This window comes from Leminorella richardii (assembly GCF_900478135.1).
In the GTDB taxonomy this organism is placed as follows: domain Bacteria; phylum Pseudomonadota; class Gammaproteobacteria; order Enterobacterales; family Enterobacteriaceae; genus Leminorella; species Leminorella richardii.
The window spans coordinates 2,107,854-2,131,830 of sequence record NZ_LS483470.1; the positions used below are offsets into that span (position 1 = coordinate 2,107,854).

The 23,977-nt window shown below is 50.3% G+C and carries 27 protein-coding genes; 12 read left to right on the forward strand and 15 right to left on the reverse strand.

Annotated features, from left to right (window positions below):
• Positions 1–163: 163 nt before the first annotated feature.
• The 5 genes from DQM29_RS09685 to DQM29_RS09705 all read left to right on the forward strand — a co-directional run bounded on the left by DQM29_RS09685 (position 164) and on the right by DQM29_RS09705 (position 5,738).
• Entirely contained in the window at positions 164–1,849 is a 1,686-nt protein-coding gene (locus DQM29_RS09685) for an aspartate:alanine antiporter (RefSeq protein WP_111740500.1), read from the forward strand.
• A 296-nt stretch (positions 1,850–2,145) separates the two neighbouring features.
• The gene (locus tag DQM29_RS09690) at positions 2,146–2,715 is read left to right on the forward strand and encodes a DUF1523 family protein (protein ID WP_111740501.1); all 570 of its coding nucleotides are present in this window, start codon (positions 2,146–2,148) and stop codon (positions 2,713–2,715) included.
• Positions 2,716–2,847: 132 nt separating this feature from the next.
• On the forward strand, positions 2,848–4,167 hold the full coding sequence (gene rimO / locus DQM29_RS09695; protein ID WP_111740502.1) for a 30S ribosomal protein S12 methylthiotransferase RimO: 1,320 nt from the start codon (positions 2,848–2,850) through the stop codon (positions 4,165–4,167).
• A gap of 216 nt (positions 4,168–4,383) precedes the next feature.
• The gene (gene artJ, locus DQM29_RS09700; RefSeq protein ID WP_111740503.1) at positions 4,384–5,115 is read left to right on the forward strand and encodes an arginine ABC transporter substrate-binding protein; all 732 of its coding nucleotides are present in this window, start codon (positions 4,384–4,386) and stop codon (positions 5,113–5,115) included.
• Positions 5,116–5,216: 101 nt separating this feature from the next.
• The gene (locus tag DQM29_RS09705) at positions 5,217–5,738 is read left to right on the forward strand and encodes a methylated-DNA--[protein]-cysteine S-methyltransferase (RefSeq protein ID WP_111740504.1); all 522 of its coding nucleotides are present in this window, start codon (positions 5,217–5,219) and stop codon (positions 5,736–5,738) included.
• Here the strand turns inward: DQM29_RS09705 and rlmC are convergent.
• Positions 5,721–6,878, reverse strand: coding sequence for a 23S rRNA (uracil(747)-C(5))-methyltransferase RlmC (rlmC, locus tag DQM29_RS09710; RefSeq protein ID WP_111740505.1), 1,158 nt, complete (start codon positions 6,876–6,878; stop codon positions 5,721–5,723). The two genes, DQM29_RS09705 and rlmC, sit on opposite strands and share 18 nt — an antisense overlap.
• 33 nt (positions 6,879–6,911) lie before the next feature.
• Positions 6,912–7,406, reverse strand: coding sequence for a YbjN domain-containing protein (locus tag DQM29_RS09715; RefSeq protein ID WP_111740506.1), 495 nt, complete (start codon positions 7,404–7,406; stop codon positions 6,912–6,914).
• Positions 7,407–7,521: 115 nt separating this feature from the next.
• Between DQM29_RS09715 and DQM29_RS09720 the strand changes: the two genes are divergently transcribed.
• Entirely contained in the window at positions 7,522–7,716 is a 195-nt protein-coding gene (locus DQM29_RS09720) for a DUF4250 domain-containing protein (RefSeq protein ID WP_111740507.1), read from the forward strand.
• On the opposite strand, the gene nfsA is transcribed toward DQM29_RS09720, so the two are convergent.
• Positions 7,713–8,435, reverse strand: a complete 723-nt coding sequence (gene nfsA / locus DQM29_RS09725) for an oxygen-insensitive NADPH nitroreductase (protein ID WP_111740508.1) — start codon at positions 8,433–8,435, stop codon at positions 7,713–7,715. The genes DQM29_RS09720 and nfsA overlap by 4 nt on opposite strands.
• A 373-nt stretch (positions 8,436–8,808) precedes the next feature.
• On the opposite strand from nfsA, the gene DQM29_RS09730 reads away from it, so the two are divergent.
• Positions 8,809–9,078, forward strand: a complete 270-nt coding sequence (locus DQM29_RS09730) for a GrxA family glutaredoxin (RefSeq protein WP_111740509.1) — start codon at positions 8,809–8,811, stop codon at positions 9,076–9,078.
• Positions 9,079–9,154: 76 nt separating this feature from the next.
• Here DQM29_RS09730 and ruvB read toward each other — a convergent pair whose 3' ends face one another.
• The 7 genes from ruvB to DQM29_RS09765 all read right to left on the reverse strand — a co-directional run bounded on the left by ruvB (position 9,155) and on the right by DQM29_RS09765 (position 14,805).
• Positions 9,155–10,162, reverse strand: coding sequence for a Holliday junction branch migration DNA helicase RuvB (gene ruvB / locus DQM29_RS09735; RefSeq protein WP_111740510.1), 1,008 nt, complete (start codon positions 10,160–10,162; stop codon positions 9,155–9,157).
• Positions 10,163–10,234: 72 nt separating this feature from the next.
• Positions 10,235–10,843: a Holliday junction branch migration protein RuvA gene (ruvA, locus tag DQM29_RS09740; protein ID WP_111740511.1), complete on the reverse strand. Its 609-nt coding sequence runs from the start codon at positions 10,841–10,843 to the stop codon at positions 10,235–10,237.
• A gap of 213 nt (positions 10,844–11,056) precedes the next feature.
• Positions 11,057–11,581 carry a crossover junction endodeoxyribonuclease RuvC gene (ruvC, locus tag DQM29_RS09745; protein ID WP_111740512.1) on the reverse strand — a complete coding sequence of 175 codons (525 nt, stop codon included), beginning with the start codon at positions 11,579–11,581 and terminating at the stop codon, positions 11,057–11,059.
• Positions 11,581–12,324, reverse strand: a complete 744-nt coding sequence (locus tag DQM29_RS09750) for a YebC/PmpR family DNA-binding transcriptional regulator (RefSeq protein WP_111740513.1) — start codon at positions 12,322–12,324, stop codon at positions 11,581–11,583. Before DQM29_RS09750 ends, ruvC begins: the two co-directional genes overlap by 1 nt.
• A 41-nt stretch (positions 12,325–12,365) precedes the next feature.
• The gene (nudB, locus tag DQM29_RS09755; protein WP_111740514.1) at positions 12,366–12,803 is read right to left on the reverse strand and encodes a dihydroneopterin triphosphate diphosphatase; all 438 of its coding nucleotides are present in this window, start codon (positions 12,801–12,803) and stop codon (positions 12,366–12,368) included.
• 1 nt (position 12,804) lies between these two features.
• Positions 12,805–14,574 (reverse strand): aspartate--tRNA ligase, encoded by a 1,770-nt coding sequence (aspS, locus tag DQM29_RS09760; RefSeq protein WP_111740515.1) that lies wholly within the window; start codon positions 14,572–14,574, stop codon positions 12,805–12,807.
• 12 nt (positions 14,575–14,586) lie between these two features.
• Complete coding sequence (locus DQM29_RS09765) at positions 14,587–14,805, reverse strand: FmdB family zinc ribbon protein (RefSeq protein WP_232054892.1); 219 nt, start codon at positions 14,803–14,805, stop codon at positions 14,587–14,589.
• 428 nt (positions 14,806–15,233) lie between these two features.
• Here DQM29_RS09765 and DQM29_RS09770 point away from each other — a divergent pair, with 428 nt between their 5' ends.
• From DQM29_RS09770 to DQM29_RS09785, 4 genes are all read left to right on the forward strand, one after another.
• Positions 15,234–15,629 (forward strand): MAPEG family protein, encoded by a 396-nt coding sequence (locus DQM29_RS09770; protein ID WP_111740517.1) that lies wholly within the window; start codon positions 15,234–15,236, stop codon positions 15,627–15,629.
• Between the two features lie 150 nt (positions 15,630–15,779).
• Positions 15,780–16,526: a carboxy-S-adenosyl-L-methionine synthase CmoA gene (gene cmoA, locus DQM29_RS09775; protein ID WP_111740518.1), complete on the forward strand. Its 747-nt coding sequence runs from the start codon at positions 15,780–15,782 to the stop codon at positions 16,524–16,526.
• Entirely contained in the window at positions 16,519–17,493 is a 975-nt protein-coding gene (gene cmoB / locus DQM29_RS09780; RefSeq protein WP_111740519.1) for a tRNA 5-methoxyuridine(34)/uridine 5-oxyacetic acid(34) synthase CmoB, read from the forward strand. Before cmoA ends, cmoB begins: the two co-directional genes overlap by 8 nt.
• A gap of 17 nt (positions 17,494–17,510) precedes the next feature.
• The gene (locus tag DQM29_RS09785) at positions 17,511–18,329 is read left to right on the forward strand and encodes a YaeF family permuted papain-like enzyme (RefSeq protein ID WP_111740520.1); all 819 of its coding nucleotides are present in this window, start codon (positions 17,511–17,513) and stop codon (positions 18,327–18,329) included.
• 81 nt (positions 18,330–18,410) lie between these two features.
• On the opposite strand, the gene cutC is transcribed toward DQM29_RS09785, so the two are convergent.
• Complete coding sequence (gene cutC / locus DQM29_RS09790) at positions 18,411–19,181, reverse strand: copper homeostasis protein CutC (RefSeq protein WP_111740521.1); 771 nt, start codon at positions 19,179–19,181, stop codon at positions 18,411–18,413.
• A 107-nt stretch (positions 19,182–19,288) separates the two neighbouring features.
• Between cutC and DQM29_RS09795 the strand changes: the two genes are divergently transcribed.
• Positions 19,289–20,443, forward strand: a complete 1,155-nt coding sequence (locus DQM29_RS09795; RefSeq protein WP_111740522.1) for a MalY/PatB family protein — start codon at positions 19,289–19,291, stop codon at positions 20,441–20,443.
• Positions 20,444–20,471: 28 nt separating this feature from the next.
• Here the strand turns inward: DQM29_RS09795 and DQM29_RS09800 are convergent, their stop codons facing one another.
• The 4 genes from DQM29_RS09800 to DQM29_RS09810 all read right to left on the reverse strand — a co-directional run bounded on the left by DQM29_RS09800 (position 20,472) and on the right by DQM29_RS09810 (position 23,974).
• The gene (locus tag DQM29_RS09800; protein ID WP_111740523.1) at positions 20,472–21,050 is read right to left on the reverse strand and encodes a VOC family protein; all 579 of its coding nucleotides are present in this window, start codon (positions 21,048–21,050) and stop codon (positions 20,472–20,474) included.
• A gap of 483 nt (positions 21,051–21,533) precedes the next feature.
• A complete protein-coding gene (locus tag DQM29_RS18730) occupies positions 21,534–21,713 on the reverse strand; it encodes an IS1/IS1595 family N-terminal zinc-binding domain-containing protein (protein ID WP_415270866.1) in 180 nt (59 codons plus the stop codon).
• A 239-nt stretch (positions 21,714–21,952) separates the two neighbouring features.
• On the reverse strand, positions 21,953–22,909 hold the full coding sequence (locus tag DQM29_RS09805) for a helix-turn-helix domain-containing protein (protein ID WP_170126517.1): 957 nt from the start codon (positions 22,907–22,909) through the stop codon (positions 21,953–21,955).
• A gap of 813 nt (positions 22,910–23,722) precedes the next feature.
• Entirely contained in the window at positions 23,723–23,974 is a 252-nt protein-coding gene (locus DQM29_RS09810) for a putative Se/S carrier protein (RefSeq protein WP_111740525.1), read from the reverse strand.
• Between the last annotated feature and the right edge of the window lie 3 nt (positions 23,975–23,977).

Sequence of the window (23,977 nt, forward strand, 5' to 3'; positions counted from 1 at the left end):
TATTTCAGGATGAATAGTGGCGCAATAAGATCTAAAATAGCCCCCTACGGTGAAAAACGTCTTGCTCCAGCCCGATAAAGACTCAGAGCAAGACGCTTTTTTATAGCGATGCTGTAAAATATTTCACTATTTAACCGCTGCGGACAACGTTGAAGTCAACACTGTGAATATCGATATTATTGGCCTGTTAAACAGCAACTACATATTGCTGCTGTTCGTCGTACTGGCTCTTGGCCTGTGTTTGGGAAAAATCCGTTTAGGAAGCGTTCAGCTCGGAAACTCTATCGGCGTACTGGTAGTGTCTTTGCTGCTCGGGTACTACCACTTTTCCATTAATACAGAAGCGCTGAACCTCGGCTTTATGCTGTTTATCTTCTGCGTCGGCGTCGAAGCGGGGCCGAACTTCTTTGCCATCTTCTTCAGAGACGGTAAAAACTACTTTATGCTGGCGTTGGTCATGGTCGCCAGCGCCCTGTTTATTGCTCTTGGACTGGGTAAGCTGCTCAAGTGGGATATTGGCCTGACGGCGGGTATGCTGGCTGGTTCAATGACGTCAACCCCAGTGCTGGTAGGTGCCGGCGATACGCTCCGACATACCGCCACCGACGCGGCAACGCTGGCCCAGGCGCAAGATCATCTGAGCCTTGGATATGCCCTTACCTACCTGCTAGGCCTTGTTAGCCTGATTTTCGCCGCTCGCTATTTACCGAAACTGCAACATCAGGATTTGCCAACCTGTGCTCAGCAGATTGCCCGAGAGCGCGGTCTGGATCATGACAGTCAGCGTAAAGTCTATTTGCCGGTGATCCGCGCCTATCGCGTAGGCCCTGAACTGGTTGCATGGGCTGCCGGAAAGAACCTTCGGGAATTGGGTATCTACCGTCAAACGGGCTGCTATATTGAAAAAATTCGCCGTAACGGCATTATCGCCAACCCCGACGGCGACGCTGTGCTTCAGCTTAATGATGAAATTTCTCTGGTCGGCTACCCTGACGCCCATGCACGCCTCGACCCAAGCTTTCGCAACGGTAAAGAGGTCTTTGAGCGCGACCTTCTCGACATGCGCATTGTCACTGAAGAAATCGTGGTGAAAAACAACAATGCGGTGGGCAAACGCCTAAGCCAGATTAACCTGACTGACCACGGCTGCTTCCTAAACCGCGTGATCCGCAGCCAGATAGAGATGCCTATTGACGACAACATTGTGTTGAACAAAGGCGACGTTTTGCACGTCAGCGGCGACGCTCACCGCGTTAAAAGCGTCGCTGATCGTATCGGGTTTATCTCTATTCACAGCCAGCTGACCGATCTGCTGGCGTTCTGTGCTTTCTTTGTCCTGGGACTGATGATTGGGCAAATTACCTTTCAATTCAGCAACTTTTCCTTTGGCATCGGCAACGCTGCTGGGCTGCTGTTCTCCGGTATTATGCTGGGCTTTATGCGAGCCAACCACCCTACCTTCGGCTATATTCCTCGCGGAGCGCTCAATATGGTCAAAGAGTTTGGACTGATGGTGTTTATGGCAGGCGTTGGCCTTAGTGCAGGCAGCGGCATTGGCAACAACCTTGGCATCGTTGGCGGGCAAATGCTGGGCGCTGCGCTTATTGTCAGTCTGGTGCCGGTGGTGATTTGCTTCCTGTTTGGCGCTTATGTGCTCAAAATGAACCGAGCGTTGCTGTTTGGCGCCATCATGGGAGCGCGTACCTGTGCACCCGCCATGGAGATTATCAGCGACACTTCGCGCAGCAATATTCCCGCGCTGGGCTATGCCGGAACCTACGCCATTGCCAACGTATTGCTCACACTGGCGGGCTCGCTGATTGTCATCATTTGGCCAAGTATTTTTTAATTTAATAAAAATCAATCTGATAGGAAATTTTTTAAAAAAAGTACCAAAAATCTATATTTATAGTGAACTATTTAAACTGTCCGGCGTCTTAACTAGTGCCACTGCTTTACTTTCAATCTTCCCTCATTGAGGTTGGCCCGATAAGCTCTTAATACGTTTCATGCTTATCGGGCTTTTTATTGCCCGTAATTTACCCAAAACACTTTTTCTTTAGGCATGCTTTCTCACAATATCATACAATAGAGAAATACCGCGTCCGGCTTGTGCCGTTAAACCTCATAGGGAAGCGTGACGTTATGTCATTAATCAAGAAAATCTTTATTGGCTATCTAGTCTGTTTTGCCATCGGAACTGGGCTGCTTTGCAGCTACTATCTTCCTTCCAGCCACATCGTAAAAATCACCGGTTCAGAAGTGAAGCGGGTTGATAACGACGGCCCTATTTCGGCTGAAAACCCCGCTGACGGCCCAACTCGCGACGTGTACTACATTTACACCATTGATGAAAACAAGAAGATCGTCGTTTACAGCAACGAAGATACTGGATGGAGCTTCCCTTGGTACTTCAAGTTCAACAGTGCTGACATTCAGGCTCAGGCCCAGGCCGCCAATGACGCAGGCCAAGTCACTCGCATTGTTTACTACGGCTGGCGTTTCAACATGCTCAACCTGTTTAAGAACATTGTTTCCGTTAAGCAGGTTGAGAGCTATGAGTCATCCACCTTTTCGTTTTATACCGTAATGAAAGGGCTGGGCTGGTTTGTCTGGCTGCTGCTGATCGTTCTTCAGGCGGCAATCCCTTCCCTATATACCAGTTGGCGGGAGCGGAAAGACTTCCGTCGCCCAGACGGTTCAGTTGTCAAATAACGCGTAACATCAGGTTTCAAACGGCGGCTTCGGTCGCCGCTTTTGTCTTCATCCCCCTACGCCCTTGTCTGTAACTCCGCTATCCCTTTGTGCTAAAATCCGCGCAGTTTTCCTTAATGAGTAAAAGATTTCATGAGTAACGCCCCGACTATCGGCTTTGTTTCCCTCGGCTGCCCCAAAAACCTCGTTGATTCTGAACGCATTCTGACGGAGCTTCGCGCCGACGGATATCAGATCGTTCCCCGCTATGACGGCGCCGATCTGGTGATTGTTAACACCTGCGGCTTTATTGAAGGCGCCGTTCAGGAATCACTAGAAGCCATAGGTGAGGCGCTGGCAGAGAACGGTAAAGTGATCGTTACCGGCTGTCTGGGCGCAAAAGAAAACCAAATTCGCGAAGTGCATCCCAAGGTTTTGGAGATAACCGGCCCCCACAGCTATGAGCAGGTGCTGGCTCACGTTCATACCTATGCGCCAAAGCCGGAATACCACCCGTTTACTAGCTTGGTTCCCGCTCAGGGCGTCAAGCTTACGCCGAAACACTATGCCTATCTAAAAATTTCCGAAGGCTGTAACCACCGCTGCACGTTCTGCATTATTCCTTCAATGCGTGGCGATCTGGACAGCCGCCCTATCGGCTCAGTGCTGGATGAAGCCAAACGCCTGGCGGATGCGGGTGTCAAAGAGCTGCTAGTAATCTCTCAAGACACTTCTGCCTACGGCGTTGATGTTAAACACCGCACTGGCTTCTGGAACGGGCAACCGGTCAAAACGGATATGGTCAGCCTGTGCGAACAGCTGGCGTCACTGGGCGTTTGGGTTCGACTACACTACGTTTATCCCTATCCGCACGTTGACGATGTAATTCCTTTGATGGCTGCTGGAAAAGTGCTCCCCTATCTGGATATTCCACTACAGCACGCCAGTCCTAAAGTGCTGAAGGCCATGAAGCGCCCCGGATCCGTGGAGCGCACGCTAGAGCGCATCAAGCGCTGGCGGGAAATTTGCCCACAGCTCACGCTGCGCTCAACGTTTATCGTCGGCTTCCCTGGTGAAACAGAAGAAGACTTTGAGATGCTGCTGGAGTTTTTAAAAGAGGCGCGTCTCGACAGGGTTGGCTGCTTTAAGTACAGCCCAGTTGAAGGGGCTGCCGCCAACGAGCTGGACGATCAGGTTCCCGAAGAGGTGAAGGAAGAGCGTTTCCACCGCTTTATGCAGTTACAGCAGCGCATTTCCACCGAACGCCTACAGGAAAAAGTGGGTCAGACACTTCCCGTTATTATTGACGAAGTGGATGAAGAAGGCGCTATCGGCAGAAGCATGGCCGACGCTCCTGAAATTGACGGTGTGGTTTATCTTAACGAAGAGCGCGGCGTAAAGCCCGGCGACGTTGTGATGGTGTTGATTGAAAACGCCGATGAGTACGATCTTTGGGGAAGTGTCGTTCGCTAACGTTCCCCCCACTACATGTGTTCTCAGATGTAAACTAACGCCCGGTAGCCTTTATCGCACCGGGCGTTTTTTATGTATCTGTTTAAGCCGATACGCTAGTGGCTATTTCTTTTCACGACAAAAGAAATTTTACTTGCTTCTCGATGACATTTGACTATATATTCATTTTATTCGATTTTTTAGTCAAAATATCTATATCTATCTGGAGCCTTCGTCATGAAAAAAGTTTTAGCCACCCTGTTATTCGCTAGCGTCGCACTGTCCGCACAGGCTGCTGAGACTATCCGCTTTGCATCGTCCGCCACCTATCCTCCTTTTGAGTATATCGATAAGGATAACCAGATCGCTGGCTTTGACATCGACCTTGCTAAAGCGCTCTGTCAGGAAATGAAGGCCGAATGTACCTATTCAAACCACCCGTTTGATAGCCTGATCCCCGCATTGAAATTCCGTCGTTATGACGCCGTGATTTCCGGCATGGATATTACCGCTGAGCGCAGCAAGCAGGTATTGTTTAGCCAGCCTTACTACGCTAACTCGGCTGTGCTTATTGTGCGTAAAGGCACCGTCACTTCCCCAGATCAAATGAAGGGGAAGAAAGTGGGCATGGAAAACGGCTCTACTCATCAAAAATATATGAATGAAAAGCACCCAGAAGTGAATACTGTTCCCTATGACAGCTACCAAACGGCGGTTATCGACCTGAAGAACGGCCGTTTAGATGCCGTATTCGGTGACACAGCGGCGGTCAACGAGTGGTTAAAAACCAACCCTGACCTTGAAACGCTGGGTGAGCATATCGCCGATCCGGCCTACTTTGGCTCTGGATTAGGCATAGCCGTTCGTCAGGACAACGCTGCGCTAATGGAAAAAATCAACGGTGCGCTGGACGCCCTGAAAGCCAACGGTGTCTATAAGCAAATTAACGATAAATGGTTCCCTAACTGAACCCATACGACAGACAAAACGGCCTCATCTTGAGGCCGTTTCTGTTTTCTGAGCGGCAGTGATAGGATAGTCACCTCGCCTTTTTGACAAGGATCTCCGTCATGTACCATGCCCTCTACGCGTCTCCCGTAGGTAAACTGCGCATTGTCGCCGATGACATCGCCCTAAAGCAGCTCTGGCTGCCGAATGAGGTTGAACGTCGCGCGCCGGATGCCGACTGGATTGAAAGCGTAACCCACCCGATTATCGCTTCGGTGATGCATATATTGACGGAATACTTCGCAGGTAACGCTGTGGACTTCAATACGATCCCCTGTGAGCCGGAAGGTTCAGAATTTCAACAGGCCGTTTGGCAACAGCTAAGGGATATCGGCTATGCTGACGTCGTCAACTACGGCACGATCGCCACCGCAGTAGGCCGCCCTAGAGGAGCACAGGCCGTCGGCGGTGCGGTTGGCGCTAACCCTATCGCTATCATTCTGCCCTGCCACCGCGTGTTGGGCAAAGACGGTTCGTTAACCGGCTACGCTGGCGGGTTAGACGTAAAAAAAGCGCTGCTGGCGCTGGAAGGCATTCCCTATAAAGAGAGCTATCAGGAGAAAATCTTAGAGCTGCCGCTGTAGCAATGTCAGCGTTTCATAGTGAGCGGTGTGTGGGAACATATCAAACAGCCGCGTCTTGACTATGCGATAATCAGTCAGCCAGCGGATATCCTGAGCCATGGTCACTGCGTTACAGCTGGAATACATAATATAGCGCGGAGCAGCTTCGCTGAGATAGTCACAAAGGGGTTTGCCAATTCCTCTTCTGGGCGGATTAACCAGCACCAGATCGGGCACCTTGAGGTTACTTTCTGCAAACGATGTAGAGTCCAGCGCGTCAAAGCGTATATCCCTTAATCCGATTGCTTTGGCTGAAAGCTGTGCGCACTCAATCGCCTGAGCGCTGATTTCTATGCCCGTCAGCGCTATCGTCTTTCCCGGTACCGACGCACAGTGAAGACCAAAACCGCCTACGCCGCAGAACAGATCCCACATGCTGTGAACATCAAGTTCCCCTACCCATCGCTGCGCTTCGGCATACAGCGCTTCACCAATATCAGGATTGGTCTGGAAAAAGCTTTGCGGACGAATAAACAGCGGGATCCCATTAAACCGCTCTTCCAGCGTTTGGCTTTCAGTCAGTGGGATCTCTTTTTCCCCTTCAAGAATGGCCATATGCACGGGCTGAATATTGGCAGACACGACGCGAAGCTGCGGCAACGCTACCAGAAGATCGGGCAAAGCCCGACGCAGCTGGGCCAGCTTATCCTCAGAGCGAAGGACAAAGCGCAGCATAATGCTTCCGTCAAACTGGCTTTGGGTGAGAAGAATAAACTTCAGCTCGCCTCGGCGGCGCGCCACGTTATAGGGAACCAGCCCCGCCGTAGCGATAAAGCGCTTAAGGTGTGAAAACAGCGGGCTAAACGATGACGGATAAAGCGGACAGCCACAAAGGTCGACAGCTTCCCCATCCTTTACCGGCAGCCCCAAAATAGGCCGTTCCACGCTGCCGCTGACAACCATCTTGGCTTTGTTTCTAAAACCCAACGTTTTACTAACAACAGTAGGCAGCGAATTGCCCACCGGTAGCCCTTCCAGCAGCCGATCCAGCTCGTGACGTTTATCCTGTAATTGCTGCTCATAGGAGCGATCGAGCCACTGACACGATCGACACCGTCCTGCGTCGTAAAGCTCACAGAGCGTCGGTTCTGTCGCGGTCATGTACAGTGGGGATCCTTGGAAAAGCGCCTACGCTTAGTGCAGCGTATGCGTGATGGTATGAACGGTTTGAATGTCCTCTTCAACCTCGCGCTCGCCTTCCGTGCCGGTTAGCAGCTCATTGGCTCGCGCTTCAAAAATGATTTGCGAGGTCTGCTCTTCGGCTTCTTGCAGTAAAAGCTGAAATTGTTCAATGGAGATCCCTGCACCAACGCTTAGTGACTGACAGATGACTATCTTGGGCAGATTATCATCCTGTACGTCAACAAACACCTTAGTGGTTAACGACGAGGCGTTGATTTGGCTAAGGTCAGCCACCAGAGGGATCAGCGCTACCGGGCGAATTTCTGCAACGGCAGAAAACAGGATCACACTGTCGAGCAGGTCGACTTTAGCGTCAAAAATCCCGCTGATATTTTGCAAGTGCGGCAAATGCAGCGCCTGGCAGGCGTCGCATTCAAAGAAAGAGATACCCAGTTGTCCTAGCCAATCGCGCATTACCGCTAAATCAGGGACACAAAGCTTAGCCATTATGGTATTTCCTCGATAGAATCAACAGATCGTGCAAATGCGCTGAGCATATTACCCTATTTCTGGCGCATTGCGGAAAGTTATTAGCAATTCTTGCAAGAGGCAGGAGAAATACATGCCGCTAAGCCGTTTCTCAACGATGGATCCCAATATGTTGCTGAGCATCGTCAATATGAAACTCAGAGACCAGTTCGACTCTCTCAATGAACTGGCCCTTAGCTATGACATTGATGCTGACGCGCTAAGCCAAAAGCTGCAGGAAGCGGGATATTACTATCAAGCAGCCAATAACCAGTTTGTCCAGATTTAGCGCTTAATCCAGCCCTGTTTATGCAGGTAGTCAAGCATAAACGGGCGGCTCTCTTTGCTCAGCGTTGCTGCAATCTGCCCACTCCAGTTCGCCTGCTTTTTGTTGTCGTTGCGCAAGGCGTAATAGTCCGCCATTTCCCTGTCGTAGGTTGCCAGTGCCTGTTTATCTAACAGGTGGTAGGCATTTTCATGAACGGTGATTTCTAAAGGCAGCCTGGGTTTACGTTCCGGATTCTGCGCAGCATATCCTAAACACAGACCAAACAGCGGGATCACCTGCTCAGGCAGCGCCAGAATCGTCGTTACGTCAGCAATGTGGTTGCGCAGCCCACCAATATACACACCGCCTAAACCAAGGGACTCTGCCGCAACGAGGGCATTTTGCGCCATAATGGCGGTATCGATACTGCCGAGCAGCAGCTGTTCTGCATAGCCAAGCTGCGCCTGAGGATACACTTCCTGATTGCGGTGAAAGTCCGCACAGAACACCCAAAACTCAGCGGCCTGAGCAACATAGGCCTGGCCTCCACTGCACGCAACCAGCTTTTGGCGCAACAGAGGATCGGTCACCCGAATAACGGATGAACACTGTAAAAAGCTAGAGCTTGATGCGCTTTGAGCGGCGCGAAGAATAGCGCCTCTCTGCTCTTCACTGATCGGCTGTTTCGTAAAGGCGCGGATAGAGCGGTGGGCGCATAAGAGATCGATAGTTGGGGTCATAGCATTTCCTCTTTTCTATGTCAGGCAGTAGCTCTCTATATCGCCATAGCGCATTGCTGCCCTTTCCTTAAATCAGATACTGGCGTCTATATTAGTCGCCCTTTCGTGTCGATGTGATAAAAATCGCTCGCGGAGTTCGCTAGCCGGACAAAATATTTGCACGGAGAAAATCGCTTTTTTGATCGCCTAGCGCTTCTCATCTTGTCTGTTGAAGAATAAAGATTCTCTTCCCTTTAGCCGTTGCGGATAGGCTCTATTTATTAAACCAACAGGCAAATCCTGCTTTTTTTTATCGCTGATTGCGGGCATAGTAACGGAAATTTTTCTTTATCATACGGCTAACGGCAATCCTGCCCATCGCTAAGGAGATTCCATGTTTGTAGTCATTTTCGGACGTCCCGGCTGCCCTTACTGTGTTCGTGCAAAAGAGCTGGCTGAAAAACTGAGCCAAGAGCGCGACGACTTCAGCTATAACTACGTTGATATTCACGCCGAAGGCATCACTAAGGCCGATCTGGAAAAAACCGTCGGTAAACCGGTAGAAACCGTTCCGCAAATCTTTATCGACCAGAAGCACATCGGCGGCTGCACTGACTTTGAAGCCTACGCCAAAGAGCATCTGGGGCTATTTACCAACTCTTAAGAGCGGGTAAACGACACAACAACGGCGCCTTTTGGCGCCGTTTCTCGTTTTTACTCTTCTTACAGTACTTCTACGTCTACTCTTCCCGGCTGATGCCAAAGTGACGATAGGCGTGCTGTGTCGCCATTCTTCCCCTCGGCGTGCGCTGAATAAAGCCCTGCTGGATCAGATAAGGTTCGATAACGTCTTCGATAGTCTCCCGCTCTTCGCCAATGGCTGCCGCGAGGTTGTCCAGCCCGACCGGGCCGCCCATAAACTTATCGATAATTGCCAGCAGCAGCTTGCGGTCCATAAAGTCGAACCCTTCGGCGTCAACGTCCAGCATGTCTAACGCGCGGGTCGCAACTTCTGCGTTCAGCAGCCCGTCAGCGCGCACTTCTGCAAAGTCACGAACGCGGCGCAGCAGCCTATTGGCGATACGCGGTGTACCGCGAGCGCGGCGGGCAATATGGTTTGCCCCTTCCGGCGACAGGTCCAGCGCTAGGCACTGTGCGCTGCGTGACACAATAGAAGCCAAGTCCTTCACCTGATAAAACTCCAGGCGCTGCACAATACCGAAGCGATCGCGCAGTGGAGAAGTCAGTGAACCGGCGCGAGTTGTCGCACCAATAAGCGTAAAGGGGGGAAGGTCTATCTTGATTGAGCGAGCAGCGGGGCCCTCACCGATCATAATATCCAGCTGGTAGTCTTCCATCGCCGGATAGAGAATCTCTTCCACCACTGGGGACAGGCGGTGAATTTCATCGATAAACAGAACGTCGTGGGGTTCTAGGTTCGTCAGCATAGCCGCCAGATCCCCGGCCTTTTCCAACACAGGTCCCGACGTGGTTCTCAGATTGACGCCCATTTCGTTGGCAACAATATTGGCCAACGTCGTTTTTCCCAGTCCCGGCGGCCCAAAGATCAGCAAGTGGTCAAGCGCATCGCCGCGCAGCTTGGCAGCCTTAATGAAAATCTCCATCTGTTCGCACACGTGAGGCTGACCTACGTACTCGCTGAGCAGCTTGGGGCGCATGGCGCGATCGATAGAGTCCTCTTCAGAGAACTGCTCGACGGGGGATATTAAACGATCCGCTTCAATCATGTTTTATCTCTTTCAACGAACGTCGGTCACTAAAATCTGTGTATAGCTATTATGGCAGCTACGGCATGACAGCTACAGCGCAGCACGCAGCGCCTCGCGGATCAGGGTTTCAGAACCGCTGCCCGCTTTAGCCACTTTACTGACCAGCCGGCTGGCTTCCTGTGGCTTATAGCCCAGCGCCACCAGTGCAGAAACGGCCTCGGCTTCCGCATCGACGTCTGCATTTTTTGCCGTCACGGTTGGCGGTAGTGTGCTGCCGCTAAACAGATCGCCATTAAGCCCTTTAAAGCGGTCTTTCATTTCGACAACCAGCCGTTCAGCCGTTTTCTTCCCCACACCCGGCAATTTCACCAGAATGCTAACCTGCTCCTGCTCAACGGCCTGCACAAACTGCTGAGCCGACATGCCGGACAGGATCGCCAAAGCCAGCTTAGGGCCTACGCCGTTGACTTTAATCAGCTCACGGAACAGCGCTCTTTCCTGTTTATCGTTAAAACCGTACAGTAGCTGAGCGTCCTCACGCACGATAAACTGAGTAAAAATCGTTGCTTCCTGACCGCGATCCGGCAGCTCGTAAAAGCAGCTCATCGGCATAAAAACTTCATAGCCAACGCCGTTAACTTCAATCAGCACTTCCGGCGGCTGTTTTTCCAGAATAATACCGCGTAAACGACCAATCACGATCTGAACTCCTTATTAGCCCGTCAGGGAAAATAGCGCGCTGCCTTGTTGAGAATATCCAATTCATAGCGTGTAGCGCACACTGTTATTTGCCTATTACAAACAAAAGCTGGATAAATATCCAGATAAATATCTCAGTTTGACGTTTTGTTTATATTTATCTGCATGCCCTTGCCCAAAATAGTGACGCTAGCAGCGCGCTTGGTTGAAAAACTACTCGGCTACGCGACCACGTGCCAGCGTTAATCGGCCGTTGCCCATACGCAAGGTATTTTGAAACAGGTGACAGTGGGTAATGGCGATCGCTAGGGCATCGGCGGCATCAGCCTGTGGGTTAGCGGGCAGCTTAAGCAGCGTTTTAACCATGTGCTGCACCTGCGACTTTTCAGCAGCGCCCGTACCAACCACGGTTTGTTTCACCTGCCTTGCCGCATACTCAAATACCGGCAAATCAACATTAACTGCCGCAACAATAGCCGCGCCGCGAGCCTGCCCCAGCTTAAGGGCTGAGTCAGCGTTGCGCGCCATAAATACGCGCTCGATGGCAAAATAGTCTGGCTGAAACTGGGTGATTATCTCGCTTACGCCGGCATAAACCAGCTTAAGGCGAGTGGGAAGATCGTCGACAGAGGTGCGAATGCATCCGCTGCCGAGATAGGTCAGGATTCGCCCCTGCTGGCGGATCACGCCATAGCCTGTGATCCGCGAGCCCGGGTCAATGCCAAGAATAATGGCCATTACAGCGTTGCCGCCACCTCGTCAGAGATTTCACCGTTGTGGTAAACCTCTTGAACGTCGTCAGAGTCTTCCAGCATGTCGATAAGGCGCAGCAGCTTAGGCGCAGTTTCAGCATCCAGTTCGGCTTTGGTAGACGGAATCATAGACACTTCTGCCGCTTCGGCAACCAGGCCGGCAGCATCCAGAGCGTCCTTAACGTCGCCAAAGCTTTCCGGTGTGGTAAATACGTCGATAGCGCCGTCTTCATAGGTCACAACATCATCTGCACCGGCTTCCAACGCTGCATCCATAACAGTGTCTTCACTGGTGCCGCTCGGATAGGAAATGACACCCTTTTTGGTAAAAAGATAAGAAACGGAGCCATCAGTCCCCAGATTGCCGCCGGTTTTCGTAAAAGCATGGCGAACCTCAGAGACGGTACGGTTGCGGTTGTCACTCAGACACTCAACCATCACAGCAGTGCCGCCCGGGCCGTAGCCTTCATAGATGATGGTTTCCATATTATCATCATCGTCACCGCCAACGCCGCGGGCAATAGCGCGGTTAAGCGTATCGCGCGTCATGTTATTGGACAGCGCTTTATCAATAGCCGCGCGTAGGCGCGGGTTAGAGCCAGGATCGCCGCCGCCAAGCTTGGCAGCGGTTACTAATTCGCGAATGATTTTAGTAAAAATTTTACCGCGCTTGGCATCCTGTGCTGCTTTACGGTGCTTCGTGTTGGCCCATTTACTATGACCTGCCATAAAAAATCTCCAATAGAAAGCTCTGTGGCTTCATCACTTAATCAACAACAAAATTCCTCAATCGCCTGCCGGTTGCTCCATGACTTAGTCATTGAAGCCGCCAGCCGCGCGTCCACCCATCGGTAAGCATCATGCTCTGACAGCACTATCTGACGCTCTGTCGGCAGCGCCAAACAGAACCAGTGCTCCAGATTTTGCGTCGTTCCCGGCGTATAGCGATGGCGAAATTGGGTAAAAATCTCAAACGTCACGCTACGCTGACAGTTGTGCAGCGTCAGTCGTTCCGCATCGATATCAATACCGGTCTCTTCCTTGACCTCACGACGCGCCGTTTGTTCCACGGATTCCCCGTCTTCTAGGCTTCCGGTAACCGACTGCCAAAAGTCAGGATCGTCGTGACGTTGTAACATAATCACCCGCCCCGTATTGTTGCAGTAGATAACAACAAGCACAGATTCCGGGCGCTTATAGACTCTCACACTACTTGTCCTGCTGAGGGATCACGCTGATAGCCAGCTCCTGCAGCGCAGCAGGGTTAGCAAAGCTCGGCGCATCCGTTAGCGGACAAGCCGCCGCAGTCGTTTTCGGGAAAGCGATAACGTCGCGAATGTTCTCTGTTCCGGTCATCAGCATTACCAGGCGGTCTAATCCAAATGCAATGCCCGCGTGAGGAGGCGTACCGAACTTCAGTGCGTCAAGCAGGAAGCCAAACTTCTCGCGCTGCTCCTGCTCATTGATGCCCAGAATGCCAAACACTACCTGCTGCATTGTCGAGTTGTGAATACGTACGGAACCACCACCCACTTCATAGCCGTTAAGCACCATGTCGTAAGCGTTAGCTACGGCAGACTCTGGATCGCTCTTAAGCTGCTCTGGCGTAAAGTCTTTCGCTGATGTGAACGGATGGTGCATCGCTGTCAAGCCGCCCTCACCGTCGTCTTCAAACATGGGGAAGTCAATCACCCACAGCGGCGCCCAGGTTTGTTCTTTTGTAATGCCTAAGTCACGTCCCACTTTCAGGCGCAGTGCGCCCATTGCGTCGGTGGCAATCTTTTTACTGTCCGCACCAAACAGCAGAATATCGCCATTCTTAGCGCCGGTACGCTCCAGCATGGCGCTCACTATTTCCGGTGTCAGGAACTTGGCGATAGGGCTCTGTACGCCTTCAATTCCAGCCTGAACGTCATTAATTTTCGCCCACGCCAGCCCTTTCGCGCCGTAGATAGACACAAACTGAGTGTACTCATCGATTTGCTTGCGGGTCAGCTCTGCTCCACCGGGTACTGCCATAGCAATCACGCGCCCTTTAGGGTCGTTTGCCGGGCCGGAGAATACCTTAAAGTCAACGTCTTTAACCAAATCGGCGACATCTACCAGTTCAATGGGGTTACGCAGATCGGGCTTGTCGGAACCGTAGCGACGCATGGCTTCAGCAAAGGTCATCACTGGGAAATCGCCCAGCTCAATGCCCTTTATCTCCAGCCACATTTCACGCACCATTTTCTCCATAACGGCACGTACCTGATCGGCAGTCATGAAAGAGGTTTCTACGTCAATCTGAGTGAATTCAGGCTGGCGATCGGCACGAAGGTCTTCATCGCGGAAGCATTTAACGATTTGATAGTAGCGGTCGAAGCCAGACATCATCAAAAGCTGTTTAAACAGCTGAGGTGACTGTGGCAGCGCATAGAACTTGCCCTTATGAACGCGGCTAGGAACCAGATAGTCTCGCGCTCCTTCCGGAGTAGCTTTGGTCAGCATTGGCGTTTCGATATCTAGGAAGCCGTTGCTGTCCATATAGCGACGCACAAAAGCCGTCATGCGGGCGCGCATTTTCAAACGAGCAGCCATTTCAGGACGGCGCAAATCCAGATAGCGGTACTTCAGACGCTGTTCTTCACTGTTGTTCTGATTAGCGTCAAGGGGAAGCGGCTCTGAGCGGTTAATGATATTCAGCGTTTGCGCAAAAATTTCGACACCGCCGGTGGCCATATCTTTATTTACTTGGCTATCCGGACGGGCACGCACAGTACCGGTAATTTGAATGCAGTATTCGTTGCGCAGTTCAGACGCCTGCTCAAACGCCGCCTTGCAGTCCGGATCGAAGAACACCTGCACGATACCGTCACGGTCGCGCATATCGATAAATATCAAACCGCCCAAGTCGCGACGACGGTTAACCCAACCGCACAGAGTAACTTCCTGCCCAACGTGAGACGTGTTGAGCTGACCACAATAGTGAGTACGCATAACGCTATCCTTTTATTCAGCCGAACCGGCCGCCGGGCAGTTGGCTCGGCAAACTTCGGCACAACGGGTATCTGATGGACTATTCTTACGGCGTTGCGGAGCATCACTCGCATACCAGCCGGAACCTTTTAGCTGAAAGCCTCCGGGGGAAATCAGTTTTTTTAATGCGGCTTCACCGCACTGTGGGCACTCTACCAGCGGCGCATCGGAAAACTTCTGTAGTTTATCCATGCGATGGCGGCAGACGCCACATTCATATTCATAAATCGGCATAATTATCGTTTTGAACGCAGATTATTGACGATCTGTCTAGGCGAACTGTTCAAAATCCAGCCTAAATCTTACCCAAAAGCCCGTTATTATAATAGAAATAATGACCGCAGATAAGAGTACATCGCCGCGTTGACGCAAGATGCGTTGCATTTCGTGATTAAATGAACAAAAAAACGCCACCTTTTGAGAAAACAAGGTGTTTCACTGCTTAATTCGCATTTTATCATCGAGAAAAAACGATAAAGCAAAGCGTTACAGACTGGCAAGCATTATGTTTTTTGTTTTATAAAACAAAAAATAACTCACTATCTTCGTTTTATAGCGGAAAAATTCCCTATTGAGGGTTATGATTCTATTGTAAAAATAGCGTTTAGTGAGGTAAACAGATGGTTAGCGCACTGTATGCAGTACTGAGTGCACTCCTCTTGTTCAAGCTGTCTCTGAATGTCGTCAAGCTGCGTACTCAGTACCGCGTTCCCTTTGGCGACGGCGGATTTTATGAATTGCAAACCGCTATTCGCCTGCACGGCAACGCCGTCGAAAATCTGCCGATCGCGCTGATCATGATGGTCATCATGGAGATGAATGGCGCTAACGTTTGGCTGGTGCACGTCAGCGGTATTATTCTGATGCTTGGTCGCGCTGCGCACTATTACGGCCTACACCATCACGACTGGCGCTGGCGTCGTTCCGGAATGAGCGCTACCTATATATCAATGACTATCATGGCGCTCGCCAACCTGTACTACCTGCCCTGGGAGCAGCTTTTTATCCTCTATTAATAACGTTATTAATAGCTTTCTGTTAAAAACAAACCGTGTTTGTTTTTTTCATTTCAGCGCCTGTGCCCAACGCTCGCGCTTTACAGACATTAGCCCCTCGCTCTGATAAACTATCGCCCCTGATTACTTTCTATCAACGCCATCACCGATATGCCAAACAGAGATACACTCTTTTCCGCCCCTATAGACAAACTGGGCGACTGGACCTTTGACGAGCGAGTCGCCGAAGTTTTTCCCGATATGATTCAGCGCTCCGTGCCCGGCTACTCCAATATTATCTCTATGATAGGCATGCTAACGGAGCGCTTCGCTCGCGCTGACAGCACCCTGTACGATCTTGGATGCTCTCTCGGCGCCGCTACGCTTTCTATGCGCCGCGGCGTCCGCGTGGAGAATTGCCGCATTGTGGCTGTAGACAACTCCCCAGCGATGGTCGAGCGCTGCCGCCGCCACATTGACGCCTTTCGCGCTACAACACCGGTAGACGTCATTGAAGCCGACATTCGCGACGTCGCCATTGAAAATGCGTCGATGGTTGTCCTCAACTTTACGCTCCAGTTTCTGGAGCCTGACGATCGACAAACGCTGCTTAACCGCGTTTATCAAGGGCTCTTGCCCGGCGGAGTATTGGTGCTATCAGAAAAATTCTCTTTTGAAGACCGCCCTATCGGCGAGCTGCTGTTTGATATGCACCACGACTTTAAGCGCGCCAACGGCTACAGCGAGCTGGAAATCAGCCAGAAACGCAGCATGCTGGAAAACGTCATGCTGACTGACAGTGTAGAAGCCCACAAGGCTCGACTGCACCGCGCCGGTTTTTCCCATGCAGAGACCTGGTTCCAGTGCTTTAACTTCGGTTCTCTTATCGCCGTCAAAGACGAGGCTGCACATGATTGACTTCGGTGACTTCTATCGGCTGATTGCCAAAAGTCCCTTAAGCCACTGGCTAGAAACCCTGCCGTCTCAGCTAGCCTCGTGGCAAAAAGAATCCCTACACGGTCAGTTCAAGCAGTGGATTAACGCCGTTGAATATATGCCGCAGGTCTCTCCGGAGCGACTGGATTTACTGCACAGCGTCACCGCACAAGCGGCTTCAGGAGCACTCAGCGAAGGCCAAATACAGGGTATCACCACTCACCTTCGCGCTCTGATGCCCTGGCGCAAGGGGCCGTTTCACCTCTACGGCATTCATATCGATACAGAATGGCGTTCAGACTGGAAATGGCAGCGAGTTGCGCCTCACCTTTCCTCACTGGTAGGCCGAACCGTTCTAGACGTCGGCTGCGGCAGTGGCTACCACATGTGGCGCATGGTCGGCGCTGGTGCACATCTGGCCGTTGGAATTGATCCTACCCAGCTGTTTTTATGTCAGTTCGAAGCGGTGCGCAAACTGCTCGGCGGCGACCAGCGCGCGCACCTTCTGCCGCTAGGCATTGAGCAGCTTCCCGCGCTAGGTGCGTTTGATACGGTGTTCTCCATGGGCGTGCTGTATCACCGCCGCTCTCCCCTTGACCACCTTTACCAGCTTAAAAGCCAGCTGGTCAGCGGCGGCGAACTGGTGCTGGAAACGCTGGTTGTTCACGGCGATGCACAAACGGTTCTGTTGCCGGGCGAGCGCTACGCTCAAATGAGAAACGTCTACTTCATTCCCTCTACGGAAGCGTTAGTTCGCTGGCTAGAAAAGTGTGGTTTTGTCGACGTTCGCGTGGTAGACATATGTCCAACGACCGTAGATGAACAGCGCCGAACCGAGTGGATGACCAGTGAATCACTGGCTGACTTTTTAGATCCTCGTGACGAAACCAAAACCTGCGAAGGCTACCCAGCCCCCGTCAGAGCCGTTCTTATTGCTAAAAGGCCTTAATCCAAAAGGACAAGGGAATGATCAAGACTCTGTTTGTTGGTGCAGCCCTGCTCTTTGTCAGCGGCTGTACGGTACAGGTTTCAAACCCGCAGGAAGATGTCTCCGCTCAGGGAAATAGCCTCCCCGTAGACATTCAGCTCCAGCGTATTCACTCCTACCCTGAAGGCGGTAGCCGGGTTATTCCAGCGTCACACATGAAAGCGGGTGATATTCTGCTGACATCCCCCTACGGGCCTACGTCTCTCGGTATTCGCCTGTTTAGTGGTTCTACCGTCAGCCACGCGGCTATTTACCTTGGTAATGACAAAGTGGTTGAAGCCGTCGGCGGCAGCGGCGTTCAAATCGTTACGCTGGAACAGGCGCTCAATCACAATTCAAAGATCGTCGTTATGCGCGTCCCTGGGTTGACAGAAGAACAGGCGCTTCTGATTCAAAGCTTCTCGGAAGAAAAGTTGGGGAAACACTACAACTATAACGGTGTTGCGCTGATGGCGCCGTTTATGATGACTCGACAGCTGTGCAGTTTGAACCCTTTTTCCGCAGAGTTTCGCAACGACTGTATCTCCATGATGGCTAAAATTCAGCTAGGCAATGACGATGACGCCAAAGGTAACTACTTCTGCTCTCAGTTTGTTATTGAAGCATACAACCGTGCCGGATTGCCGATAACCGAGTCTGCCCCCGTTTGGATTAGCCCGGTTGACCTTCTGCACATGCGTGAAGGCGATGTGGCCTTTTTCACGCCTAACGTCCCATTACAATACGTAGGGCATCTTAAGCGAGGGATGGTAGAAAGCACCACATTAGCTGTGCGGCAGTTTTTTCAAATAGATTAACCCTATAGCCTATTAGACATTAAAAAGCCGGAACGCACTGTTCCGGCTCTTTACATAAAGACCGCTCTTTTTATCGCAACGTTATACTCTAACGCCATACAGCGGAGAGCGAACTATCTCAGGGGCAAACATTGCCTTCATCGCCGCCACCATATCGCCGTCAACCTGAAAGCGTTCAAACTCGTCGCCTTCCCCGCCCAATCCAATATTTACACCCGCTTTGCGATAGCGCATGGGGGAAGCGACCACCAGTCCCGCAGAGGTATGCACTTCCCGTGCGCCCGCTCCGATAAACTTGTGAATATTAGTAAGCCGCACGCCGCCGCCGGGAACGATAACCGGCTTCTGGCTCTGCTGAATAAGGCGGCAGATAAGCGGCAAGCCAACCTCAGCCGTTTGCTGCTGACCCGAGGTCAAAATGCGGTCGACGCCCATGTCCGTTAACTGTGCTAACGCCAGAAGAGGATTGACGCACATATCAAAGGCTCGGTGAAACGTTACCGACATTCCCTGCGTCAATGACAGGATCTGCTGCATTCTCTCCCTGTCGATAGCGCCGTCTTCCGTCAACATGCCGATAGCGATGCCAGAAAAACCAAGCTCGCGAATGCGCGCGATATCGCTTTTCATAATACTGAATTCGCTGTTTGAATAGCAGAAGTCACCGCCTCTGGGGCGCACAATCGGATGTACTGGGATCGCGATATTCTGTGCAACCCACTCCAGCACACCGATACTCGGCGTTATTCCACCTTCGGTTTTACTGGCGCACAGCTCTATGCGATCCGCGCCTGCTCGCTCCGCTACCGCCGCACAGTCAGCGCTGTAGCAACACACTTCCAGCTTTGGCATCACCCCCTCCTAATCACCGAAAATCAAAACACCGCTTGAGCAAGTCGACGCATCTGACGTAGTCTACTGAAGACAAACTGCAATAACGGTGGATTAAGGATTTAAGTATGGCATCGAATTTTGATTTATATGTGGAGAGGCGTCACACAGATAGTGATAAGTGGCACAAATATGAAAATAAGGAGATTATTCCGCTATGGGTCGCAGATAGCGATTTCAAATCGCCCGATGCCGTTATTGATGCTCTACAGCGCCGAGTTGCTCACGGCGTGTTTGGCTATGGCTATCCGTCCCCCGAACTGATAGAGGTTTTCATCTCTCGGATGAAGTCCCTCTATAACTGGGACGTAAAGCCTGAGTGGCTGGTATTTCTGCCGGGGCTGGTTAGCGGATTAAACCTTTGCGTTCGCGCACTCACCACACCGGAACAGGCAACCATCGCACCGCATCCTATTTATCCGCCGTTTATGAAATCCGCTCGTTTGGCTAATCGTCAGCAAATTTCCGCCCCGGTGAAGCTTCAAGGCAAGCGCTGGGTGCTAGATCTTGATGCCGCAGAGCCACAGTTGACCGGTAGCGAAAAGCTATTGATGCTCTGTAACCCACAAAATCCCGGCGGCACTGTCTATCGTCGCCCCGAGCTGTTGGCTCAGCTTGATTTCGCACAGCGCCACAACCTGATAGTCTGCTCAGACGAAATCCACTGCGACCTTCTGCTGGAAGAAGGACTAGAACATATTCCCTTCTGCACCTTAAGTGAAGATGCTGCACAGCGCTCCATTACGCTAATGGCTCCGTCCAAAACCTTTAACATTGCCGGTCTGGGGGCCTCTATTGCGGTGATCCCTAACGCCGTGCTGCGTAACCGCTTTATTGAAGCGCGCACGGGTATTGTGCCAAGCGTCGATATCTTAGCCTATGTGGCGGCCACAGCGGCCTATCAGGGAGGAAGTGAATGGTTGGCAGAACAGCTGGTTTATCTGCGCGCTAACCGCGATCTGCTGCTGGAAAGGATTAACGCTATTCCCGGCCTGAAGCTGATGCCGATTGAGGCGACCTATCTGGCCTGGATTGACGCATCCGGGCTGCCGGTCAGCAACCCGCACGCCTTCTTTGAAGAAGCCGGCGTTGGCCTTTCTCCGGGAAGTGATTTCGGCAATCCTCACTTTATCCGCCTGAATTTCGGCTGCCGTCGGGAGCTGCTGCTTGAAGCGCTTGAGCGTATGGAGAAAGCCGTCGCTGCGCTGCCGATAGAAGCCTAGTAGACTCTTACGCCGTTGGGTGGTTTTGTCACTTAACGGCGTCGTCTTTTTCTGAATCAACTACGTCTCGAATACTGTAAGGATGCAGTTTTATCGTCACGCCATTGTCTGTGACTGCCAGCGTCGGATTCGGCAGCCTTTCTCCCTCCCCCGCCGGATTGTTGAATTTAAGCTTCAGTTGAGGCATCAGCAGCACTTCATCAGAAAATAGCCCAAGAGCCGTTTGATGAAAATCATCCTCGTTGGCGCAGGGTACCACCCACTCCACATGCTCCCAGCCTTCATGTGGATATAGCTTGCTTCCTGGATATGGTAACTCAACGCAGTCAATGTCCCACTCACCAACTTGCAGCGGCTCATGCAGGCTAAACAGGCAGATAGGCCGTCCATTAATCTCTTTTTCTGATATCAGCGTAGCGCACTGCATAAAGCCACTGCGCCACCTTTCTGCTGTAGCCTGCTGGAAACAGCGAACTGAGACATGATCCGCATGATAGTTGATTAAAGAAAGATCTAAACGAGTCAGTAATTCCTGAAGCCTTTGCTGAAAAGCCGGCAGATCCTGCTGAAGGTCCTGTAGCTCGGCAACCTGATGAAATGAAAGCACAGCGTTCTCCCGAATGCGATTGTTCAAGTCGGCCTAAAGTTGGCGGCGCTATTATTCACCATAAGTGCGCTGCGGCAAAGTGGCGCCTCTCTTTTTGTTCCGCTTTCAGCGCTACCGAACGAATGAAAAATCCAATGGGGGATTAGAATCGCTAAGACGACAAAATCAGCAGTACGTTTCAATCGTTGAGGATGATGTAAAAACACAAAGGCTCGGAAAACCGAGCCTTTTAGATACTGAATAGGTCGTGCATTAAAAGATATCTGTTAGCAGGTCAGAAAATATTAAAACGGTTGCTACCTTAAGCCCACTTCACGTTATAGATTCAATACAGTATCACCTAAGAACGCAAGAAGGCGTATTTCTGATTTATCGTTATCATACTTTTATTACAACAGATGCCATTATGTTAAGCGACAGAAATATTTCCAGTAACTCGACTCTGTAAAGTACTCTTAAGATAAATCATATCTCAAAATGTTTTTAGGATTCTGCAACTGCCGGTTCAGCTTCTTTGTAATAGGCTGAATAGACGTATTTCACCTGAAATGTCCGACTACAGTTCACGCAATAAAAGCGCTGATAACCTGCCCGCCCTTTTCCGTGTTTTCTTACAGACTGAGTATCATGACAATACCGACAGGGCGTTCTTTTCTTGAACATAATGATGACTCCTTAAAAATAAATACCACTGAGTAAACGGTTGACATAAATTAATCCATGTTATTGCTATCGTGTTATCCGAAAAGCGAAAAAGTTCCTAAAAAACTAGGCATTGGATTATTATTAACGTCTCATCGTCTAAAAAAACAAATGAAATAGGCTGTAATGCCTTAAAAAAATAATTAGATCCGATGAAAAAACTAAAGCTCTCCTCAGAAAAAGATCGTTGAATGAATCTTTCACTTATCTATCGCACGAACGTCCCGATCTCTATGTTGATTTCTCGCCAGCGTATGGCTGGGATATTCCCCAAATGTCTTACGATACTGTTCAGAAAAACGCGATAAGTGCTGAAATCCCCACCTTGTTGCAATACTCGACACAGAGCCATCAGTAGAAGCATTAAGCAGATCGCGAAGCGCTCCGTTTAGACGCAGATTGAGAAACCACTTTCCCGGCGGCATCCCGACTGAGTGACGAAAAATCAGCTCCAGCGCTCTTAGGCTATACCCAGTACGTTCGGCAATATTGATAAGCTTTATACTGGCAAATTCTCTTGCCATAACCAGACGTTCACTATCACCGATCAGATTGTTATGTCGTTGGGAAATAGCACTTTTCTTCTCTTCACCGCTTAAAACTACCTGACGGCACAGCATAGACACATAGTGATTGAACAACCGATTGTTAAGAGTATGAAAGGCACTTGCTTCTCGGGTGTGTGCTTCTGAGCCGCTATCCTGATCCTGAATGGCAGTAAAGTATTTGTCTGTCAGCCCTATCAACTCATCAAGTGCACTCTTTCCTACATAGAGTGAAACAATGCGATCTTGTGATAACGGCAGCGGCTTTCCACTATATGCGATAGCGGCCTGTTGTAGAACGTCACGCTCAACGCTGTACACTACCCATCGTGTGGGGCCTGACGTGTGATAAAGCAGCTCACACCCTTCAGGGTAAATCTGTACCTCGTCGTATGCGAGAGGCACAGTATTATATCTCGCCGCCTCGCTCCCATAGGCCATAAAACCGATGCAAAGTCGATTAAACGGCATTCTGCCTCGAACAATAACGGGAAAACTGTAGTTACTGGTTTCTAGGCTAGCGCCTTTCATCATCACTTTTTGGTGATAAAGGCTGAGTTGAGAAGAAGAGAGCAGACGATGTTCGAAATAGCCACCCGCGACGATATTCATCGCTTTAGCAACGTCTAATCCAAAATACACACGGCATTGATAAACGGGAAAAGATACCATTCAGAATAATGCTCTTATATCCATATTTCGTTTTTGGGATAACCAAAAAGTGAAAAATAAATTCTATATGATGAAATAGATGATGTGATTAACGATTCAGTGCTCATTGAAAGCCAAATTCGAAAGAGAATCCCTGAATAAAAAAGGATTAGCACCGAGAGCAGGTTCCATTAGCTGGGGTAAATCTCAGTCATAAGCAAGGTATCATTCGTTTAACATCTATTTTTTAAGAATTAGCACTATTACGTAGTGCTAAATAAATCCAGATCACATTAGCTGACTTTTAGAAAATGCGTTATCCAGAAAACGAAAAAATAGCCATAAAGACTGTATTTTTATAAAAAAATTGGAAATCGATTCCATTCAATTTAAAAAGTAGCCTCAATAAAATAATGAGAATAAACTCTCATTATTTCACAATACCAATAAACACTTCCGCTTCACTTAAAAAATTCATCATACATTTAAATTAAGTACTCTTTTAAATAAATGCATTAACGCATCGAATACGATAGATACTTCTTGATAATAAATAATCGAAAATATAAAAACCTTCTTTATGAAAAATGTGTTCTCCCATAGTTCTGTATAGAACTGCCCTTGTTTTTAAAATATCTCTAGAACCGACGTCATCCAATGATAAAAGTCCGCTTTCGGACATTCTTTCCATTTTTCATAAACAGGGTGCCATAAAAAAGGGCTCATCGCTTTTGATGGCCCCTTATGCGTATTTATTCGTCACTTACTTATCGCTTAACCGTCGTCCCGCCACTTTAACGTAACGGAGTCCCCTTCCGTTTGGTATACCGCACTCACCTGTTCATTCACCAGAGATGAGAATTCCAGCCCCTTCGCCAGTGAGAACGTTACGGCCATGCCGCAGTCTGCCGTCAACGCACGCGGCGCATCTATTACGCAATAGACAATGTCCCTTTCGGTAAGCGCCTTCTTCAATCGGATAACCCCCAGAGGCGTATGAAAAAGAAACAGATAATCCTGCTGCATTCT

Coding starts and splice junctions, on each gene's coding strand:
- DQM29_RS09690 (WP_111740501.1), top strand. CDS start 2,146: ATGTCATTAATCAAGAAAATCTTTATTGGCTATCTAGTCTGTTTTGCC.
- rimO (WP_111740502.1), top strand. CDS start 2,848: ATGAGTAACGCCCCGACTATCGGCTTTGTTTCCCTCGGCTGCCCCAAA.
- artJ (WP_111740503.1), top strand. CDS start 4,384: ATGAAAAAAGTTTTAGCCACCCTGTTATTCGCTAGCGTCGCACTGTCC.
- DQM29_RS09705 (WP_111740504.1), top strand. CDS start 5,217: ATGTACCATGCCCTCTACGCGTCTCCCGTAGGTAAACTGCGCATTGTC.
- rlmC (WP_111740505.1), bottom strand. CDS start 6,878: ATGACCGCGACAGAACCGACGCTCTGTGAGCTTTACGACGCAGGACGG.
- DQM29_RS09715 (WP_111740506.1), bottom strand. CDS start 7,406: ATGGCTAAGCTTTGTGTCCCTGATTTAGCGGTAATGCGCGATTGGCTA.
- DQM29_RS09720 (WP_111740507.1), top strand. CDS start 7,522: ATGCCGCTAAGCCGTTTCTCAACGATGGATCCCAATATGTTGCTGAGC.
- nfsA (WP_111740508.1), bottom strand. CDS start 8,435: ATGACCCCAACTATCGATCTCTTATGCGCCCACCGCTCTATCCGCGCC.
- DQM29_RS09730 (WP_111740509.1), top strand. CDS start 8,809: ATGTTTGTAGTCATTTTCGGACGTCCCGGCTGCCCTTACTGTGTTCGT.
- ruvB (WP_111740510.1), bottom strand. CDS start 10,162: ATGATTGAAGCGGATCGTTTAATATCCCCCGTCGAGCAGTTCTCTGAA.
- ruvC (WP_111740512.1), bottom strand. CDS start 11,581: ATGGCCATTATTCTTGGCATTGACCCGGGCTCGCGGATCACAGGCTAT.
- DQM29_RS09750 (WP_111740513.1), bottom strand. CDS start 12,324: ATGGCAGGTCATAGTAAATGGGCCAACACGAAGCACCGTAAAGCAGCA.
- aspS (WP_111740515.1), bottom strand. CDS start 14,574: ATGCGTACTCACTATTGTGGTCAGCTCAACACGTCTCACGTTGGGCAG.
- DQM29_RS09765 (WP_232054892.1), bottom strand. CDS start 14,805: ATGGATAAACTACAGAAGTTTTCCGATGCGCCGCTGGTAGAGTGCCCA.
- DQM29_RS09770 (WP_111740517.1), top strand. CDS start 15,234: ATGGTTAGCGCACTGTATGCAGTACTGAGTGCACTCCTCTTGTTCAAG.
- cmoA (WP_111740518.1), top strand. CDS start 15,780: ATGCCAAACAGAGATACACTCTTTTCCGCCCCTATAGACAAACTGGGC.
- cmoB (WP_111740519.1), top strand. CDS start 16,519: ATGATTGACTTCGGTGACTTCTATCGGCTGATTGCCAAAAGTCCCTTA.
- DQM29_RS09785 (WP_111740520.1), top strand. CDS start 17,511: ATGATCAAGACTCTGTTTGTTGGTGCAGCCCTGCTCTTTGTCAGCGGC.
- cutC (WP_111740521.1), bottom strand. CDS start 19,181: ATGCCAAAGCTGGAAGTGTGTTGCTACAGCGCTGACTGTGCGGCGGTA.
- DQM29_RS09795 (WP_111740522.1), top strand. CDS start 19,289: ATGGCATCGAATTTTGATTTATATGTGGAGAGGCGTCACACAGATAGT.
- DQM29_RS18730 (WP_415270866.1), bottom strand. CDS start 21,713: ATGTTCAAGAAAAGAACGCCCTGTCGGTATTGTCATGATACTCAGTCT.
- DQM29_RS09805 (WP_170126517.1), bottom strand. CDS start 22,909: ATGAATATCGTCGCGGGTGGCTATTTCGAACATCGTCTGCTCTCTTCT.
- DQM29_RS09810 (WP_111740525.1), bottom strand. CDS start 23,974: ATGCAGCAGGATTATCTGTTTCTTTTTCATACGCCTCTGGGGGTTATC.